The 14,915-nt window shown below is 65.9% G+C and carries 16 protein-coding genes and 1 riboswitch; of the genes, 11 read left to right on the forward strand and 5 right to left on the reverse strand.

Annotated elements, in window-relative coordinates; all coding sequences use genetic code 11:
* Positions 1 to 128: 128 nt before the first annotated feature.
* The 6 genes from glyA to ribD all read left to right on the forward strand — a co-directional run bounded on the left by glyA (position 129) and on the right by ribD (position 4,601).
* A complete protein-coding gene (gene glyA / locus AC3IPM_RS03150; RefSeq protein WP_489302489.1) occupies positions 129 to 1,382 on the forward strand; it encodes a serine hydroxymethyltransferase in 1,254 nt (417 codons plus the stop codon).
* Between the two features lies 1 nt (position 1,383).
* Entirely contained in the window at positions 1,384 to 1,842 is a 459-nt protein-coding gene (locus tag AC3IPM_RS03155; RefSeq protein WP_489302490.1) for a hypothetical protein, read from the forward strand.
* 20 nt (positions 1,843 to 1,862) lie between these two features.
* Positions 1,863 to 2,294 carry a hypothetical protein gene (locus tag AC3IPM_RS03160; RefSeq protein WP_489302492.1) on the forward strand — a complete coding sequence of 144 codons (432 nt, stop codon included), beginning with the start codon at positions 1,863 to 1,865 and terminating at the stop codon, positions 2,292 to 2,294.
* A 111-nt stretch (positions 2,295 to 2,405) separates the two neighbouring features.
* Positions 2,406 to 2,882, forward strand: coding sequence for a hypothetical protein (locus tag AC3IPM_RS03165; RefSeq protein WP_489302493.1), 477 nt, complete (start codon positions 2,406 to 2,408; stop codon positions 2,880 to 2,882).
* Between the two features lie 91 nt (positions 2,883 to 2,973).
* Positions 2,974 to 3,495 (forward strand): transcriptional regulator NrdR, encoded by a 522-nt coding sequence (gene nrdR / locus AC3IPM_RS03170; protein WP_489302495.1) that lies wholly within the window; start codon positions 2,974 to 2,976, stop codon positions 3,493 to 3,495.
* A 23-nt stretch (positions 3,496 to 3,518) separates the two neighbouring features.
* Complete coding sequence (gene ribD, locus AC3IPM_RS03175; RefSeq protein ID WP_489302496.1) at positions 3,519 to 4,601, forward strand: bifunctional diaminohydroxyphosphoribosylaminopyrimidine deaminase/5-amino-6-(5-phosphoribosylamino)uracil reductase RibD; 1,083 nt, start codon at positions 3,519 to 3,521, stop codon at positions 4,599 to 4,601.
* 36 nt (positions 4,602 to 4,637) lie between these two features.
* On the opposite strand, the gene AC3IPM_RS03180 is transcribed toward ribD, so the two are convergent.
* The 4 genes from AC3IPM_RS03180 to AC3IPM_RS03195 form a co-directional block, all read right to left on the reverse strand.
* Positions 4,638 to 5,564: a hypothetical protein gene (locus AC3IPM_RS03180; RefSeq protein ID WP_489302497.1), complete on the reverse strand. Its 927-nt coding sequence runs from the start codon at positions 5,562 to 5,564 to the stop codon at positions 4,638 to 4,640.
* 109 nt (positions 5,565 to 5,673) lie between these two features.
* A complete protein-coding gene (locus AC3IPM_RS03185) occupies positions 5,674 to 6,729 on the reverse strand; it encodes a hypothetical protein (RefSeq protein WP_489302498.1) in 1,056 nt (351 codons plus the stop codon).
* Positions 6,716 to 7,603, reverse strand: a complete 888-nt coding sequence (locus tag AC3IPM_RS03190) for a hypothetical protein (protein WP_489302499.1) — start codon at positions 7,601 to 7,603, stop codon at positions 6,716 to 6,718. The genes AC3IPM_RS03185 and AC3IPM_RS03190 overlap by 14 nt, the downstream gene beginning before the upstream one ends.
* Before the next feature lie 458 nt (positions 7,604 to 8,061).
* Complete coding sequence (locus AC3IPM_RS03195; protein WP_489302500.1) at positions 8,062 to 8,700, reverse strand: outer membrane beta-barrel protein; 639 nt, start codon at positions 8,698 to 8,700, stop codon at positions 8,062 to 8,064.
* Between the two features lie 157 nt (positions 8,701 to 8,857).
* A riboswitch (FMN riboswitch) is annotated at positions 8,858 to 9,002 on the forward strand.
* 77 nt (positions 9,003 to 9,079) lie between these two features.
* Between AC3IPM_RS03195 and AC3IPM_RS03200 the strand changes: the two genes are divergently transcribed.
* From AC3IPM_RS03200 to thiL, 5 genes are all read left to right on the forward strand, one after another.
* Positions 9,080 to 9,715 (forward strand): riboflavin synthase, encoded by a 636-nt coding sequence (locus tag AC3IPM_RS03200; RefSeq protein ID WP_489302502.1) that lies wholly within the window; start codon positions 9,080 to 9,082, stop codon positions 9,713 to 9,715.
* A complete protein-coding gene (gene ribB / locus AC3IPM_RS03205; protein WP_489302503.1) occupies positions 9,712 to 10,809 on the forward strand; it encodes a 3,4-dihydroxy-2-butanone-4-phosphate synthase in 1,098 nt (365 codons plus the stop codon). Before AC3IPM_RS03200 ends, ribB begins: the two co-directional genes overlap by 4 nt.
* Positions 10,810 to 10,946: 137 nt before the next feature.
* Positions 10,947 to 11,414 carry a 6,7-dimethyl-8-ribityllumazine synthase gene (gene ribH / locus AC3IPM_RS03210; RefSeq protein WP_489302504.1) on the forward strand — a complete coding sequence of 156 codons (468 nt, stop codon included), beginning with the start codon at positions 10,947 to 10,949 and terminating at the stop codon, positions 11,412 to 11,414.
* Positions 11,411 to 11,890 (forward strand): transcription antitermination factor NusB, encoded by a 480-nt coding sequence (gene nusB / locus AC3IPM_RS03215; protein WP_489302505.1) that lies wholly within the window; start codon positions 11,411 to 11,413, stop codon positions 11,888 to 11,890. Before ribH ends, nusB begins: the two co-directional genes overlap by 4 nt.
* Positions 11,891 to 11,963: 73 nt before the next feature.
* Positions 11,964 to 12,929, forward strand: a complete 966-nt coding sequence (gene thiL, locus AC3IPM_RS03220) for a thiamine-phosphate kinase (protein ID WP_489302506.1) — start codon at positions 11,964 to 11,966, stop codon at positions 12,927 to 12,929.
* Between the two features lie 159 nt (positions 12,930 to 13,088).
* Here thiL and AC3IPM_RS03225 read toward each other — a convergent pair whose 3' ends face one another.
* Entirely contained in the window at positions 13,089 to 14,837 is a 1,749-nt protein-coding gene (locus tag AC3IPM_RS03225; protein ID WP_489302507.1) for an autotransporter family protein, read from the reverse strand.
* Between the last annotated feature and the right edge of the window lie 78 nt (positions 14,838 to 14,915).

Here is a 14,915-nt window from a genome sequence, read left to right on the forward strand (position 1 = left end):
CGTTCCGCGTTGGCGGCTCCGTTCTGCCACGTATGGCGTGGCACACCCCCCGCAATTGGTCAGCCCCGCCTGCGGGGACTACAATCCAGAGCTCGCGCTGTACCCCCTCTGCCTGCCTGGAGTAACCGATGTTCCCGCGTGACGTCCGCATCGAAACCTACGATCCCGAACTGGCCAAGGCCATCGCCGCCGAAGCCCAGCGCCAGGAAGACCACGTCGAGCTGATCGCCAGCGAGAACTACGCCAGCCCGGCCGTGATGGAGGCCCAGGGCAGCCAGCTGACCAACAAGTACGCCGAAGGCTATCCGGGCAAGCGCTACTACGGTGGCTGCGAATACGTGGACATCGCCGAGCAGCTGGCGATCGACCGCCTCAAGCAGCTGTTCGATGCCGACTACGCCAACGTGCAGCCGCACAGCGGTTCGCAGGCCAACCAGGCGGTTTACTTCGCGCTGCTGCAGCCGGGCGACACCATCCTGGGCATGTCGCTGGCACACGGCGGCCACCTCACCCACGGGGCCAAGGTCAACGCGTCGGGCAAGCTGTTCAACGCCGTGCAGTACGGCGTCAACGAAGCCGGCCTGATCGACTATGACGAAGTCGAGCGCCTGGCCCTCGAGCACAAGCCGAAGATGGTCGTTGCCGGTTTCTCGGCCTATTCGCAGGTGGTGGACTGGGCGCGCTTCCGCGCCATCGCCGACAAGGTCGGTGCCTACCTGTTCGTGGACATGGCCCACGTGGCCGGCCTGGTCGCCGCCGGTGTCTACCCGAGCCCGCTGCCGCACGCCCACGTGGTCACCTCGACCACCCACAAGACCCTGCGCGGTCCGCGCGGCGGCATCATCGTTGCCAAGGGTGCCGCAGAGGACCTGGTCAAGAAGCTGCAGTCGATCGTGTTCCCGGGCATCCAGGGCGGTCCGCTGATGCACGTCATCGCGGCCAAGGCCGTGGCCTTCAAGGAAGCGCTGGAGCCGGCCTACACCGTCTACCAGCAGCAGGTGGTCAAGAACGCCCAGGCGATGGCCAACACGCTGATCGCGCGTGGCTACAAGATCGTCTCCGGTGGCACCCAGAACCACCTGATGCTGGTCGACATGATCGGCAAGGATGTCTCGGGCAAGGATGCGGAAGCGGCGCTCGGCAAGGCCCACATCACCGTCAACAAGAACGCGGTGCCCAACGATCCGCGCTCGCCGTTCGTGACCTCGGGCCTGCGCCTGGGCACCCCGGCCGTCACCACCCGTGGTTATGTCGAACAGGACTGTGTGGACCTGGCCAACTGGATCGCCGACGTGCTCGACGCGCCGGCCGACGAGGCCGTGATCGCACGCGTGCGTGATGCGGTCAGCGCCCAGTGCGCGAAGTACCCGGTTTACGGGTGATATGAACGAGGGCCGCGCGCAGCGATGCTACGCGGTCCTGGCCCTCGTGTTCGGCGTCCCCGGCCTGGTCGGGGGCGGCGGGTTGGCCCTGTTCGGCATCGCCATGACGGTGATCGGGCCCGGCTATATGGATCTTGCGCAACGGCTGTGGCTGCTCGGCTTCGGCCTGACCGGCGGTGCCGCCCCGGTGGCCTTCGTGTGGCTGAGCTGGGTATATCTGCGGCGTGGCCGGCCGGCCCTGCTGCAGACCGGCGCGCTGGTCTGGAGCGGTTACGTGCTGGGGCTGCTGACGGGCCTGTTCGTCCTGGGGCACCTGCTGTGGTTCTGGCAGGATGGCGGGCGGCAGACGGTGGCGCTGGTGTTGGCCGGCCTGCTGCTGGTGATCCCCGGCGCGGCCCTGGCTTACCTGCGCTGGCCGCAACGCTGGCGGCAGCCGCCCGGGTTTGCGCAGACGGATTGATGTCCCACAGGGGAACACGCATGGAAGGCCGCACCCAACGTCGCATCTATCTCACGCTTGCTCTGCTGTTCGGACTGCCCGCGCTGGTCGCCGGCGGTGGCCTGGCCGGCATGGCGGTGTGGACCTATTTCACCCGTGGCAACTACATGGGCACCGGCGAAGGTTTCTTCCTGCTGTGCTGGAGCCTGGCCGGCCTTTGCGGCGTGCTGGGCTGGCTGTGGTTGAGCGTGGTCTACGTGCGTGGCGGCCGCGTGGCCCTGCGCCGCAGTTCGCCATGGGCCTGGGCCGGTTTGGCGCTGGGCGTGATCGCCGCGCTCGGCGTACTGGGTCTGGTGTTGTCCAGCTTCCTCATGGCCGGCAGTGGCGTGGGCGTGCTCGGCTATCTGGTGTTTGGACCGCCGCTGCTGGTTCCCACTGCGCATCTGCTGGGGTTGCGCAGGGCGCAACGTTAGACGCGAGTGCATCGGGGCAGCGTCTGTTTCGTACTTGTTGCATGGCTACGTCGAAGTATCCACCCCAGTCTGTGCAGGTCGGCCTGCAAAGGCGCACCAAGACCGTTTCCGATGCGCCGCAGCGCCAACGCAAGGCATGTCCCGCCGCAGGTTGTTGATCCGCATCGCGAGCATCAACGTGCCGGCCGATGGCTCTTCCTCCACTTCTTCCTGGTGACCTTGCCCTGCGTGGTTGCAGGCGGCATTGGCGCGCTCATCCTGTTGTTTGCCGTGGGGCACGGCGGTTCGCTCCCCGCAATCTTTGTGTTGGGGTTGGCAGTGTGGGGCCTTGCTTCGGCCATCGCGCCGTTCATTGTCGGGCGATTGGCCAGCATCCGGCAGCGGCAGGGCGCTGCCGGGCTGGCTGCGGTGGTCGGGACCTGGTGGGCCGGTCTGTGGTGGATATTGGCGGCCCAGGCGGTCACGGCCGTGGTGATGGTGCGGATCGCGTTCCCCGGCGACGGTCTGTTCACGCTCCTGCCGTGCCTGGCTGCAGGAGCGCCTTGGCTCAGCCTGGCATGGCACCTCCGCCATCTACGTGACGCCTAGGCGCTGGTGATTTGCTGGTTTGCCCCTTCTCAGGTACCGTTGCGACGCTGCCGTAACCACGGCATGACGTTTTCCTGATGCAAGGCGTTCCATGTACTGTCCGTTCTGCCAGCATGCCGATACCCGTGTGATCGACTCGCGCGTCTCTGAAGACGGTGCGACGATTCGGCGTCGGCGCGAGTGTGAGGCCTGCAACGAACGCTTCAGTACGCTGGAAACCATTGAGTTGAAGCTGCCGGCGATCGTCAAGAGCGACGGTAGCCGCGAGGCCTTCGATTCACGCAAGGTCCGCGCCGGCTTCGACCGCGCGCTGCAGAAGCGCCCGGTGCCCGAAGACAAGATTGAACTGGCGGTGCGCGCGGTGATGCAGCAGCTGCGCATCTGCGGCGAGCGCGAAGTGCCCTCCATCAAGGTCGGCGAGTTCGTCATGAACGAACTGCGCAAGCTCGACCATGTCGGCTACGTACGGTTCGCCTCGGTGTACCGCAGCTTCGAGGATGTCGCCGATTTCCGCGAGGAGATTGAAAAGCTCGAACGCGAGCTGCCCTCCAGCACCGAACAACTGCAACTGCTGGGTGATGCGATCGCGTTGGCCAAGAAGAAAAAAGGCTGACCTGGCGCCTTCCGGTTTCCACCATGACCGACTTCAGCCCTCTCGATCATCTGCACATGGCGCACGCGCTGCGCCTGGCCGAACGCGCCGCTTACACGGCGCGACCCAACCCGATGGTCGGCTGCGTGATCGCACAGGGTGCAGAGGTGGTCGGGCAGGGCTGGCACCAGCGTACCGGTGGCCCGCATGCGGAAGTGTTCGCATTGCGCGAAGCCGGTGAACGCGCACGCGGTGCCACTGCCTACGTCACCCTGGAGCCGTGCGCGCACTACGGTCGCACACCGCCCTGTGCGTTGGCGCTGATCGAGGCCGGCATCACCCGCGTGGTCGCTGCAATGCGCGATCCGTTCCCCAAGGTCGACGGCGGCGGTTTCGTGCTGCTGCGTGAGGCGGGCATCGAGGTTGCCGAAGGCTTGATGGCCGCGCAGGCGCGTGAACTCAACCACGGTTTCCTCTCGCGCATCGAGCGCGGCCGGCCGTGGCTGCGGGTCAAGCTGGCAGCCAGCCTGGACGGGCGCACCGCGATGGCCGATGGCACGTCCAAATGGATCACCGGCGCGGCGGCACGCGAGGATGTGCAGCACTGGCGCGCGCGTGCTGGTGCGATCCTCACTGGCGCGGGTACCGTGCTGGCCGACGACCCGATGCTGACCGTGCGCCTGGCCGATACCGAGGTGCTGCCGCCACTGCGCGTGGTGCTCGATGCCCGGCTGCGTTCGCTGGAATGCGCGCGCGTGCGTGAGGGCGGCGCGCCCACGCTGTACCTGCACGATGCGGCGATCAGCCCGCCGGATGCGGCGGACGCCGAGTTCGCCAGCGTGCCCAGCCACAACGGGCGGCTGGACCTGGGCGCGGTGCTGGCGCTGCTGGCCGAGCGCGGCATCAACGAAGTACATACCGAAGCCGGCGCCACGCTGGGCGGCGCACTGCTGGCCGGCGGCTGGGTCGATGAGCTGCTGCTCTACCAGGCCCCCACCTTGTTGGGTGAGCAGGGCCTGCCGTTGTTGTCCGGGCTGGGCATCACCGGGATGGCGCAGCAGCGTCGGATGCGGGTGGTGGATCAGCGCCAGGTAGGTGAGGATCTGCGGCTGCTGCTGCGGCCCTGACCGCGAAAGCGGGATGTCGCAGGGCTACCGGCGTGATCAGTCACTGGCCGCCGACGGCGCGCCCTCCCACAGCGCCCTGTTCTGATCGTGGAAGGCGCGGCAATGGGCTGCCGCCAGTGCCGGTCCCAGTCGGGTCACGTTGGATTCCACTTCGCTGCGCAGCAACAGGCCTTCGTGGTCGGGATGCGACTTCTGGAGGAAGCCAATCTGGGCGTCCAGCATCACGTCGCAGGGTGCTATGCCGGTCACCGTGGGGACGGACTCGGCCTCGATGCGTTCGTCCCACTGCGCGAACGGCACCATGGACAGGGTCATTTTCCTGGCCAGATCGAGCATGTCCAGGCTCATCCAAGGGCCACCTGTTCCCTGCCTGCGGAACTCCGCCGTTCCTTCCTGTGCGCTGCTTGGTGCGTTCCGAATGCTCTCGACATAGGCAGCCAGCATCGTGCTTTCCCTTGCCGCATCCTTGCCCTCCGTCAAAAGCAGCTTGCGTTCCGCGCGGTACGTATCGAAGAAACCGGAAAGATCGGGAAACTGACATTGATAATGGACTTCAGCGCTTTCCGAGGCCGCCGATTCGGTGACCTTCATGCTGGTGACGTTGCAACTGACTTCCCGCTGCCGCGCATACACGGCCGATGCGGTGGCCTGCAGTTCCGGTGCGTCGGATATGTCTCGAGCAGTGCCGATGGAGGACATGTCATCGATGATATCCACGAGGGTGTCGGGGTCTTTCGCGCGCGCTGCGTCGGCTTTCAGTTTTGCGGCGGCGTCGGTATCGCCGCGGGTGACGAGATCCACATACGCGTGGAACGTCTCCTCCAGTGTCAGCGGGGAGGGCGTGGCTGCCGAAGTCACGAACGGCAGGCACACAAGCAGCATGAGGGACATCTTCAGCGTCGTCATTGCATTCACCGGATGGGCAAACCCATGAAGTTGGAGCGCGACGGCCTGCGTTTCCATGCAACTACTCTCAAAGTGGCGGCGGTACGGTGTATCGATGTGAGATCTACGTGTGGTGGCCGGTGCTGCACCGTCAGTTATGCAGCTGAACTGCCAAGGTGCTTCTGCTCTAGTCGGTGCCCATATCGCCAGGATGGCAAAGCGCATCCGGGTCAGCGTTGGCGTCTTCCAACGCGCCAGCACAAAGCTGCGCAGCCATGACACGCGCGTAGGGTTCCTCCGCGTCATCGTCTGCACGGGCAAGGCTGGTCAACAGTGAATCTCGCAGCCATTTATTGGGGGCAGGGCACTGGTCCAGCAGCTTGATGGCGATGTCACAAACGGGGATTCCTGTTTCCTGCGCGGTGCCTTCGGCCTCGATTCGGAGGTCCCACTCAGCGAAAGGCAGGAGGCCAAGCAGGACGGTCTGACGAATCTTGAGTGCCCGATCCTGGTGCACCTTTGCATGCTGGGACGAGGACCAGCCGGTAAACGAAGAACGATATGCAACATTCGGCGCATTGCGGATGCGGTCGGCATAGAGCGAAATGAACGTCGCGCTGGGGAATGGCGAATCGCCGTCTGCCAGGCGCAGTGCACGGTACTTGACGAACAGTGATTCGATATCCGGAACCTGACAGTTCATCATGAACTGGCCGATCTCCGGTCCTCCCAGTGGCAGGAACGCTTCCGCTATGCACGATATCCGTTGCAAGCGTGCGCGCAGGGCGCTCTCCAGCGTGAGCATCACCTCCGCATCGGAAACTTCCAGCCCTTGCCTGTTAAGCCACGAAGGAAGATCGTCGATTACATCATCCCAGTTGATCTGCTGGGGCGGAACGGCATCTGCATCAACTGCCGTCAGCGCAGTTCGCGCTGTGGCGTCACCCTGCAGAAGGACGCGTGCTTGAAGCGTGTACTCCGCTTCGGGCGACAACGATGCTGCAGCACAGGTACCGGCAACACTGCACAGCAGTGGGAGGGCAAATCGACGCAAGGTGTTCAACCGGAACTGGAACTGTTGAACGATTCTAGACGGGCTTGAGGAGAGCAGTAATGCAACAAGTTGCATTGCTGCCGCGCTGTCGTGCGGCTTCCGCCAACCCTGGTCCGGTAAGGGCAGACGTCGCCGGGTGTACTGCAACTGTGTAGCTGGATTGAGTCGTATCGCCTCAACCGCAGTCATCACTCCACATCGCCTCAGCCATCGAACGCAGTGCCTTGCATTCCTGCGTCATCGCCTCGGGCGTCATGACCTTGGCTTTGGCCTTCAATTCCTCGGCCATTGCGTCCACGCCGGGCAACTGTTCCGGGGCGATCTTCGCCAGGCACTGGCGATGCTGGTCCAGCAGCAGGTCGCAGCCGGGCACGCCGGTCACCTTGGGCGCAGCACGCGCGGCCGCCTCCTGCATCCACGTTGCAAACGGCAGCAGTGCGTCCACCAACGGTGAGATGAGGCCGTCCAGGTTGCCGATGTACCAGTAGCCGTTGTCCTTGGCCGGATACAGATCCAGGCTGCCGTTCAACGCATGCCGGGGTGCGTCGCGCAGCGCGGCCAGGTAGGCATCGATGAAGCGTTTGAAGTTCTCCGCCGAGTCGTCCTGCATGCCGGCATCGGCCAGGGGGCGCAGGCCGTCCAGCGTGCTGACCTGGCACTCGAAGGTGATGCCGGCGATCTTCGTGCCTTCCACATGTGCGTTGTCCCGGACCTGCGCACGCTCGGCGCGGCACCGGTTCTGGCGCAGGTTGGCGCTGATCAGCGCCGGCACGGCGGCGATGTCCTGGGCGCTGGCGCCCTGCTTGGTCAGCAGTGCCTGCAGCGGGGCGGCCATCGCGCCTGCCAGTCCGCCGGGGGTCAGGGTGACCGCATCATTGCCCTCGAAGGCCGGGCGTAACGCATCATTGAGCGTGCGTGCCGCCGCGGCATCGTCCTCCAGCAGCACCCGCGCGTACAGATCGAAGGTCTGTTCCGGGGTGAGCGCGGCAGGCGCGGCCGCCCAGCCGAGCAGGGGTGTGCACAGCAGCAGCGGAACGGCCAGCAACCGAATCGTCATCTTCATGATCAGCGTCCAAGGCGAAGGCGCGGAAGCCTAGCGTACTTTCAGGGAGCGGCTTGTGCTGGGCGCCACACTCAGCGCAGCGCCGCAAGATGCTTCACCGTCTGCGGGTACTGCTGCATCACCCCACACCTGCCACCGCCGGTGGCGTGACGCTACCGTTGTAGAAGAGGTTCTTTTCCTCTCAGTGGGGAAAGCCTGCCGCTTTCTTTTCCCGTGTAAGGCCCCGCGGTGCAGCTGGCTGGGGCGCGGGCCCCGATGCCCTTGCCGGCGCCGGGGGACATTTGCCAAGGCGCCTGCCAGCTACCAAGGGGGCCCCAACGCTCGCCTCACACCCAGAACGAATCCGCTGCCGTTGATCTGGGAGTGAGACACCCGTCCAATGGAAGAAGAGCCCATAAAAAAACGGGCCCCTTTCGGGACCCGTTCGATCATGGCGCGGCAGTGATGCCGCAGCCCGATCAGAAACTTGCGCGCACGCCCAGCGAGAACTGGGTGACTTCGTCGTAAGCCTGCACTTCGCCAACCAGACCCCAGGTGCGGGTGAAGTTGACCTGGCCGCCCAGCGTGCCGGACCAGGTGCCGTCCATGTCACTGCCGTCGATGTAGCCGGCCTTCAACCAGGCTTCGGTGCGGCGGGAAGGCTTGCCACGCACGCCCACGGTGGCACGGGCAGCGTTGGTGTGTTCCTTGAAACGATCCACTTCGCGGCCGGCATAGGAAAGCTTGTATTCGTTTTCGATGCGCAGCCACGCGATGTCGGTGGTGAAGTCCACGCGGTCGCTCATCGGCATGTGGTAACCAATGCCGAGTTCCGGCTGGTTCAGTTCCTGCTTGGCGCTGCCGGCAATGTCGTAGAAATCCCAATGGTAGGTCTTGGACACCATGCTGTAGCCACCGAACACGTGTACCTGCTCGGCGATGGCGAACGAACCCCGGACGTAACCGCCATCCAGCTTCGGCTTGGACGCGGCGCCGTTGCGGTCCAGCTGCAGCTGGGTCCAGCCACCTTCCACATAGGTGTAGCTCATGCTTTCGGCAGCAACGGCGGAAAGCGGGGCGGCGGCCAGCAGGGCGGCGGCCAGGAAAATCTTGCGCATGCAGGTTCCTTGTTGGGTGAGATCCATTTCAGCCGACCCGTCTTGGGCGGCAGCGGTGGCGATCGGTGCCACGCGCGGCGGATATTAACAAATATTTCACGGAAAGCGTGCGGTCAGGTCCCGCTGTTACAATGGCCGCGCCGGTTCGCCGGTACACAAACGTCTTCAGGGCGGGGTGCGATTCCCCACCGGCGGTAGGTGCGCAAGCACGAGCCCGCGAGCGCTTCCGGTCCTGCCGGAAGGTCAGCAGATCCGGTCCGATGCCGGAGCCGACGGTATAGTCCGGATGAAAGAAGACGGTGTCTGCCGGGCCTTTGTGCCTGGCGTGCACCACTATGCCTTGCGGCGTTTTTCGCTCACTTTTCGCGGAGAACGTTTCTTGTTTACTGGAATCATCGAAGGCGTCGGCCGTCTGGCCGCACGCGACACCATCGGCGGCGATGTCCGCTTTACCTTCAACGTCGGCAGCCTGCCGTTTGACGCCGTCCAGCTCGGCGAGAGCATCGCCATCAACGGCGTGTGCCTGACCGTGATCGCGTTCGACGCGACCAGCTTCCAGGCCGATGCCTCCACCGAGACCCTGGGCCTGACCACGCTGGGCCAGCTGGCCGACGGCGCGGTGATCAACCTTGAGCGCGCCATGCGCCCGACCGACCGCCTCGGCGGCCATCTGGTCAGCGGCCATGTCGATGGGCTGGGCCAGGTGCTGTCCATCCACGAGGATGCCCGCGCCCAGCGCTGGCGTTTCGCGGCCCCGGCGGCGCTGCTGCGCTATATCGCCAAGAAGGGCTCGATCTGCGTGGACGGGGTCAGCCTGACCGTGAATGAAGTGGACGACGCCGGTTTCGAGGTCGCGCTGATCCCGCATACCGTCGCCAACACCGCCTTCGCCGCCACCGGCGTGGGCAGTGCGGTCAATCTGGAAATCGATCTGGTCGCCCGTTATGTGGAAAAACTGATCGGTCTGCCGACGGATGGTCGGCCGCCACAGGGCAATGAAGGAGTCGTGGCATGAATTTCGCCCCCATCCCCGAGATCCTCGAAGACATCCGCCTCGGCCGCATGGTGGTCATCGTCGATGACGAAGACCGCGAGAACGAAGGCGACCTGATCATGGCCGCCGAGCTGGTCAAGCCGTCGGACATCAATTTCATGGTCACCCACGGCCGCGGCCTGGTGTGCCTGCCGCTGACCCGCGAGCGTGCCGCCGACCTGGGCCTGGCGCCGATGGTGCAGGCTAATACCGCCCAGTTCCAGACCAACTTCACGGTCAGCATCGAGGCTGCCGAGGGCGTCACCACCGGCATCTCCGCCTACGACCGCGCCCATACCATCCGGACCGCGGTGAAGCCGGACGCCAAACCGGCCGACCTGCACCAGCCGGGCCACATCTTCCCGCTGATCGCCCAGCCGGGCGGTGTGCTGACCCGCGCCGGCCACACCGAGGCGGGCGTGGACCTGGCCATGCTGGCGGGGCTGGAACCGGCCGGCGTGCTGGTGGAGATCCTCAACCCGGACGGCAGCATGGCGCGCCGCCCGGAGCTGGAGGTGTTCGCGCGCGAGCACGGCCTGAAGATAGGCTCGATCGCCGACCTGATCGCCTACCGCCTGGCCACCGAAAAGACCGTCGAGCGCGTGGACGAGCGTGAAATCGACACCGAGTTCGGCCCGTTCAAGCTGGTGACCTACCGCGACCGGATCGCCCACGACCTGCATTTCGCCCTGGTCCGCGGCACTCCGGACACCGAGCCGACCCTGGTCCGGGTGCAGGTGGAAAACCCGCTGGCCGACCTGCTGCACTGGCGCCGTGATGACTTCGGCGTGGCCTCCACCGATGCCCTGCGTGCCATCGCCGCCGCCGAACGCGGCGTGATGGTGGTGCTGTCGGCCCCGCGCGACACCAACAGCCTGCTGGCCCGCCTGCGCCAGCAGCCGCTGCCGGTGACCCCGGGCAAGGACAAGGATGTGAGCCAGTGGCGCCGCAACGGTGCCGGTGCGCAGATCCTGTCCGACCTGGGCCTGGGCAAGCTGCGCGTGCTGGGCACCCCGCGCCGCCAGATCGGCCTGGCCGGCTACGGCCTGGAAGTAGTCGAAACGGTCACCCCATAAGGTAGTGCCGGCCGCCGGCCGGCTCCCCGCGCCAATGGGTCCAAACCGTGCCGGCCAGCAGCCGGCACGGCTGCCCCCGGCAACGGTCGGGGGCCATCCACGTTAGAATTACCCCTTATCAATCCCCCAAGCCGACCATGAGCCACTACGAAGGCGACCTCCGTACTCCGGAGAAGGCCCGTTTCGCCATCCTCGCCAGCCGCTGGAATGCCCGTATCACCGACGTGCTGGTGGCCGGTGCGCGGCAGAGCCTGGCCGGCAACGGCATCGCCGAAGCGGCCATCGACGTGATCCGCGTGCCGGGCGCGTGGGAGCTGCCGCTGGTTGCCGCCCGCCTGGCCGCCGCGCATGAACATGCCGCGATCATCGCGCTGGGCTGTGTGATCCGCGGCGATACCCGCCACTACGAACACGTGGCCGATGGCTGCGCCGAAGGCCTGATGCGCGTGCAGCTGGATTTCGGCGTGCCGGTGCTCAATGGCGTGCTGGCGGTGGAACGCGCCGAGGATGCCGAGGCCCGTGCCGGTGGCAGCCACGGCAACAAGGGTGAGGAAGCCGCACTGACGGCGTTGGAAATGGTCAATCTTCTGGAGCAGTTGCCTTGAACAAGTCAAACCCGGGCAAGCCCTCCGGCAAGCCGGTCCGCCGCGATGGCGTCGACCCCGTGCTGCGCTCGCGCGCGCGTCGTCGTGCCCTGCAGGCCATCTACGCCTGGCAGATTTCGGGTGGCAACACGCAGACCGTGGTGGCGCAGTTCGCCCACGAGCAGGCCCGCGAAATTGCCGACCTGGCCTATTTCGAGGCGCTGGTGCATGGCGTGCTCGATCACCGCAAGGACCTGGACGAGGCGCTGGCCCCGTACCTGGACCGCGGCATCGAGGAAGTGGATGCCATCGAGCGTGCCGCGCTGCGCGTGGCCGCTTTTGAAATGCGCTACCGCCTGGACGTGCCGTACCGCGTGGTGATCAACGAAGCCATCGAGTCGGCCAAGCGTTTCGGCTCCGAGCACGGCCACACCTACGTCAATGGCGTGCTGGACCGTGCCGCCGTGGAATGGCGCAAGGTCGAATCGGGTCACTGACCCACGTGTGGTTGCCGGCCAACGGCCGGCACTACCGCCCACCGCGCGGCACGCATAGCTGCGGGAGCACCCCATGTCCCTTGCCGAATTCGCCCTGATCGACCGTATCCGCGCGCGCACCCGCGAGCGCGACGATGTGCTGCTTGGCATCGGCGATGATGCCGCGCTGCTGCAGCCGCGCGCGGGCGAGCAGCTGGTGGTCACCGCCGACACGCTCAACAGCGGCGTGCACTTTCCGGTGGAAACCGCTGCGTTCGACATCGGCTGGAAGACGCTGGCGGTCAATCTCTCCGACCTGGCCGCGATGGGCGCACGCCCGTCCTGGTGCACCCTGGCGCTGTCGTTGCCAGATGCAAGCGAAGACTGGATCGACGCGTTCGCCGATGGCTTCTTCGCCCTGGCCGACCAGCACGACATCGTCCTGATCGGCGGCGACACCACACGTGGCCCGCTGTCGTTGTCGGTGACGGCGATGGGGCAGGTCGGGCGCGGCCAGGCATTGCGTCGCGATGCGGCGCGGATCGGGGATGACATCTGGGTCAGTGGCACGCTCGGCGATGCCGCCGGTGCGCTGCGCCTGTGGCAACAGGGTCAGCTGGATGTCACTGCCATCGCGCCCACCATGGATCACGAAGCGCTGCGGCATCGTTTGCTGCGCCCGGCACCGCGGGTCACGCTGGGATTGCGTCTGCGTGCATTCGCCCATGCGGCCGTGGATATCTCCGACGGCCTGTTGGCCGACCTCGGGCATATCACCACGCGCAGCGATGTGGGTGCGCAGCTGGAGGTGAACGCGTTGCCGTTGTCCACGGCACTGCGCAACGTGCTCGGCGACGACGCGGCGCGCGACTGCGCGCTGCGTGGCGGCGATGACTACGAACTGTGCTTCACCGCCGCCGCCGACCAGTGCGAGGCGTTGCAGGCGTTGTCCGAGTCGCTCGGGCTGCCGCTCACCCGCATCGGCAGCATCATCGCCGGCAGTGGCGTGCAGTGTGCCGGTGCTGAAGGCCCTGGCGGTTACCAGCACTTCGCTGGCTGAAAGGCGTGCCGACCAACGGTCGGCACCCACCGCCAAGTCATTGCCCCGCGCATACCGGGTAGTGCCGGCCGCTGGCCGGCTCCCGATACATCATCAGCCGCGGGTGCCGAGCATCACCCACGGTGGGTGCCGACCGTTGGTCGGCACGCTCTCCGGCCATCACCACCGATACGACATTCCCAGGTTCGCGGTCGCCTCGCGATACCCATGGTCGCCACGCATCACCCCCAGCCCACCCCAGCCACTCAGCCCCGAGCGGAAGTCCACCCGGCCACCGGCATTCACTTCATAGCGGTTGCGCGGTACGTCCGCACGCAGGGTTTCGTCATCGAAACTCATCCCGTTGCTGGCCGCATCGCGGTACCAGTTCACCGCCAGATACGGGCTCACCGATGCACCTGAGGTAGCGCGTGATTCCCCCTGCAGGCGCAGGCCCACACGGCCGGACAATCCATCATCCCCCAGGCTGCGCACGATGGTGCCATTGCTTTCGGTGTGCACATCGGTGCTGGCATCGGTGTACACCAGCTGCAGCTCCGGCTGCAGGCTCAGCGCGGTGTTGCCGACCTGGCCCAGCGCGATGCGATAGCCCGCTTCCAGCGAGGACTGCCAGATGTCCGAGTCATAGCGCTCTTCGGCCAGACCCTCGCCCTGCACACGGTTGCGGAACTGACCACGCTGCACGCTGGCATCCACATACAGCGCGTCATTGTTCCAGTTGCCGTACGCGCCGATTGCACCACCTTCGAGCTTGCCGCGCGCACTGTAGCCGGTGATCACCGAGCGCGACTGCGCCTGGGACTGCGCGGCGGTAGCCATCAGACCAACCCGGCCGCGGCCTTGATCAAACACACCGATATCGGCGCCCAACTGCAGACGCGAGCGCTGCACGCGCAGGTCGAGCTGGTCATCCACCGCGCCCAGCTTGCTCTGGGTGGAATCCACCCGCGCCCAGCCACGCACGCCGTCGGCCGCTGCAGTGTCGCCGCCCTGGCGATCACGCCACTGGTGGCGCAGCAGCTGGTTCAACGCGAACTGATTGGCCAGGTACGCGCCGGTTTCCGGGCGCAGAATCGGGTCGATCGGCGGATCCACCGGCGGGTCGATCGTGCCGCACTCGGGCAGCGTCGGGTCGATCACGCACGGGTCAGGCGCGGTGGCCAGTTCCGAGCGCAGGTACCAGTTGCCGTTGGCGTCCTTGACCAGAAAGTACTCGTACTGCCCACCCACGGCGCGGCCGATCAGATCGAACTGCGCGTTGGACGCACCGCCGATGTCGATCAGCTCGATACCGCGGTTGGTCTTGGCACCGGCACCGCCGGCATTGAAAACACGCACGTTGGCCTGGCCGTTGGCATCGCCGGCGATGACCAGCTTGTCGGTGGCCGAAGTGTCATCGCCAAGCTGGGTATTGAAGGCCAGCGTGCCGCCGTTGCCGACGAACTCATCCACGCTCAGCGTGTTGAAGCTGCTGCCATTGCCCAGCGCCACGGTGCCGGTGGCATCGAGCTGCAGGTGGCCGACGTTGCTGTCGCCGGTCATCACCCAGGTGCTGTCGGTGCCGACCGTTGCCGAGGTGACATTGCTGAAGCGGCCGTCGATGCGTGCCTTGTTGCGCAGGGTGACGTCGAGGGTGCCGTTGAGCGTGGTGATCGGGTCGAAGGTGACGTTACCGATCAGACGAGAGTCGTCGACGGTGAAGTTCACGTCGGTGCGAGCACTTGCAGCGCCCAACTCGGACTTCACCAACAGCACATTGCCATCGCCGCCCACAAGTCGCGCACCGTTGGCCACGGTGATGTCGTATTGATTATCCTCAAGCCCCATTACCTGGATCGCCGCGCCGCGGCCAGACTCCAGGGTGGAGCCATCGATTCCCAGGCGCAGGCCGCCAGCCGGATTACTCACGCCCCAGAGCATGGCGCCCACATTTGCCGCAACAACGCGTGAGCCATTGACGATGTCCATCTGACCGAACTGAAGGCG

It is taken from the genome of Stenotrophomonas sp. GL_111 (assembly GCF_057835245.1).

Coding starts and splice junctions, on each gene's coding strand:
- glyA (WP_489302489.1), top strand. CDS start 129: ATGTTCCCGCGTGACGTCCGCATCGAAACCTACGATCCCGAACTGGCC.
- AC3IPM_RS03155 (WP_489302490.1), top strand. CDS start 1,384: ATGAACGAGGGCCGCGCGCAGCGATGCTACGCGGTCCTGGCCCTCGTG.
- AC3IPM_RS03160 (WP_489302492.1), top strand. CDS start 1,863: ATGGAAGGCCGCACCCAACGTCGCATCTATCTCACGCTTGCTCTGCTG.
- AC3IPM_RS03165 (WP_489302493.1), top strand. CDS start 2,406: ATGCGCCGCAGCGCCAACGCAAGGCATGTCCCGCCGCAGGTTGTTGAT.
- nrdR (WP_489302495.1), top strand. CDS start 2,974: ATGTACTGTCCGTTCTGCCAGCATGCCGATACCCGTGTGATCGACTCG.
- ribD (WP_489302496.1), top strand. CDS start 3,519: ATGACCGACTTCAGCCCTCTCGATCATCTGCACATGGCGCACGCGCTG.
- AC3IPM_RS03180 (WP_489302497.1), bottom strand. CDS start 5,564: ATGGAAACGCAGGCCGTCGCGCTCCAACTTCATGGGTTTGCCCATCCG.
- AC3IPM_RS03185 (WP_489302498.1), bottom strand. CDS start 6,729: ATGACTGCGGTTGAGGCGATACGACTCAATCCAGCTACACAGTTGCAG.
- AC3IPM_RS03190 (WP_489302499.1), bottom strand. CDS start 7,603: ATGAAGATGACGATTCGGTTGCTGGCCGTTCCGCTGCTGCTGTGCACA.
- AC3IPM_RS03195 (WP_489302500.1), bottom strand. CDS start 8,700: ATGCGCAAGATTTTCCTGGCCGCCGCCCTGCTGGCCGCCGCCCCGCTT.
- ribB (WP_489302503.1), top strand. CDS start 9,712: ATGAATTTCGCCCCCATCCCCGAGATCCTCGAAGACATCCGCCTCGGC.
- ribH (WP_489302504.1), top strand. CDS start 10,947: ATGAGCCACTACGAAGGCGACCTCCGTACTCCGGAGAAGGCCCGTTTC.
- thiL (WP_489302506.1), top strand. CDS start 11,964: ATGTCCCTTGCCGAATTCGCCCTGATCGACCGTATCCGCGCGCGCACC.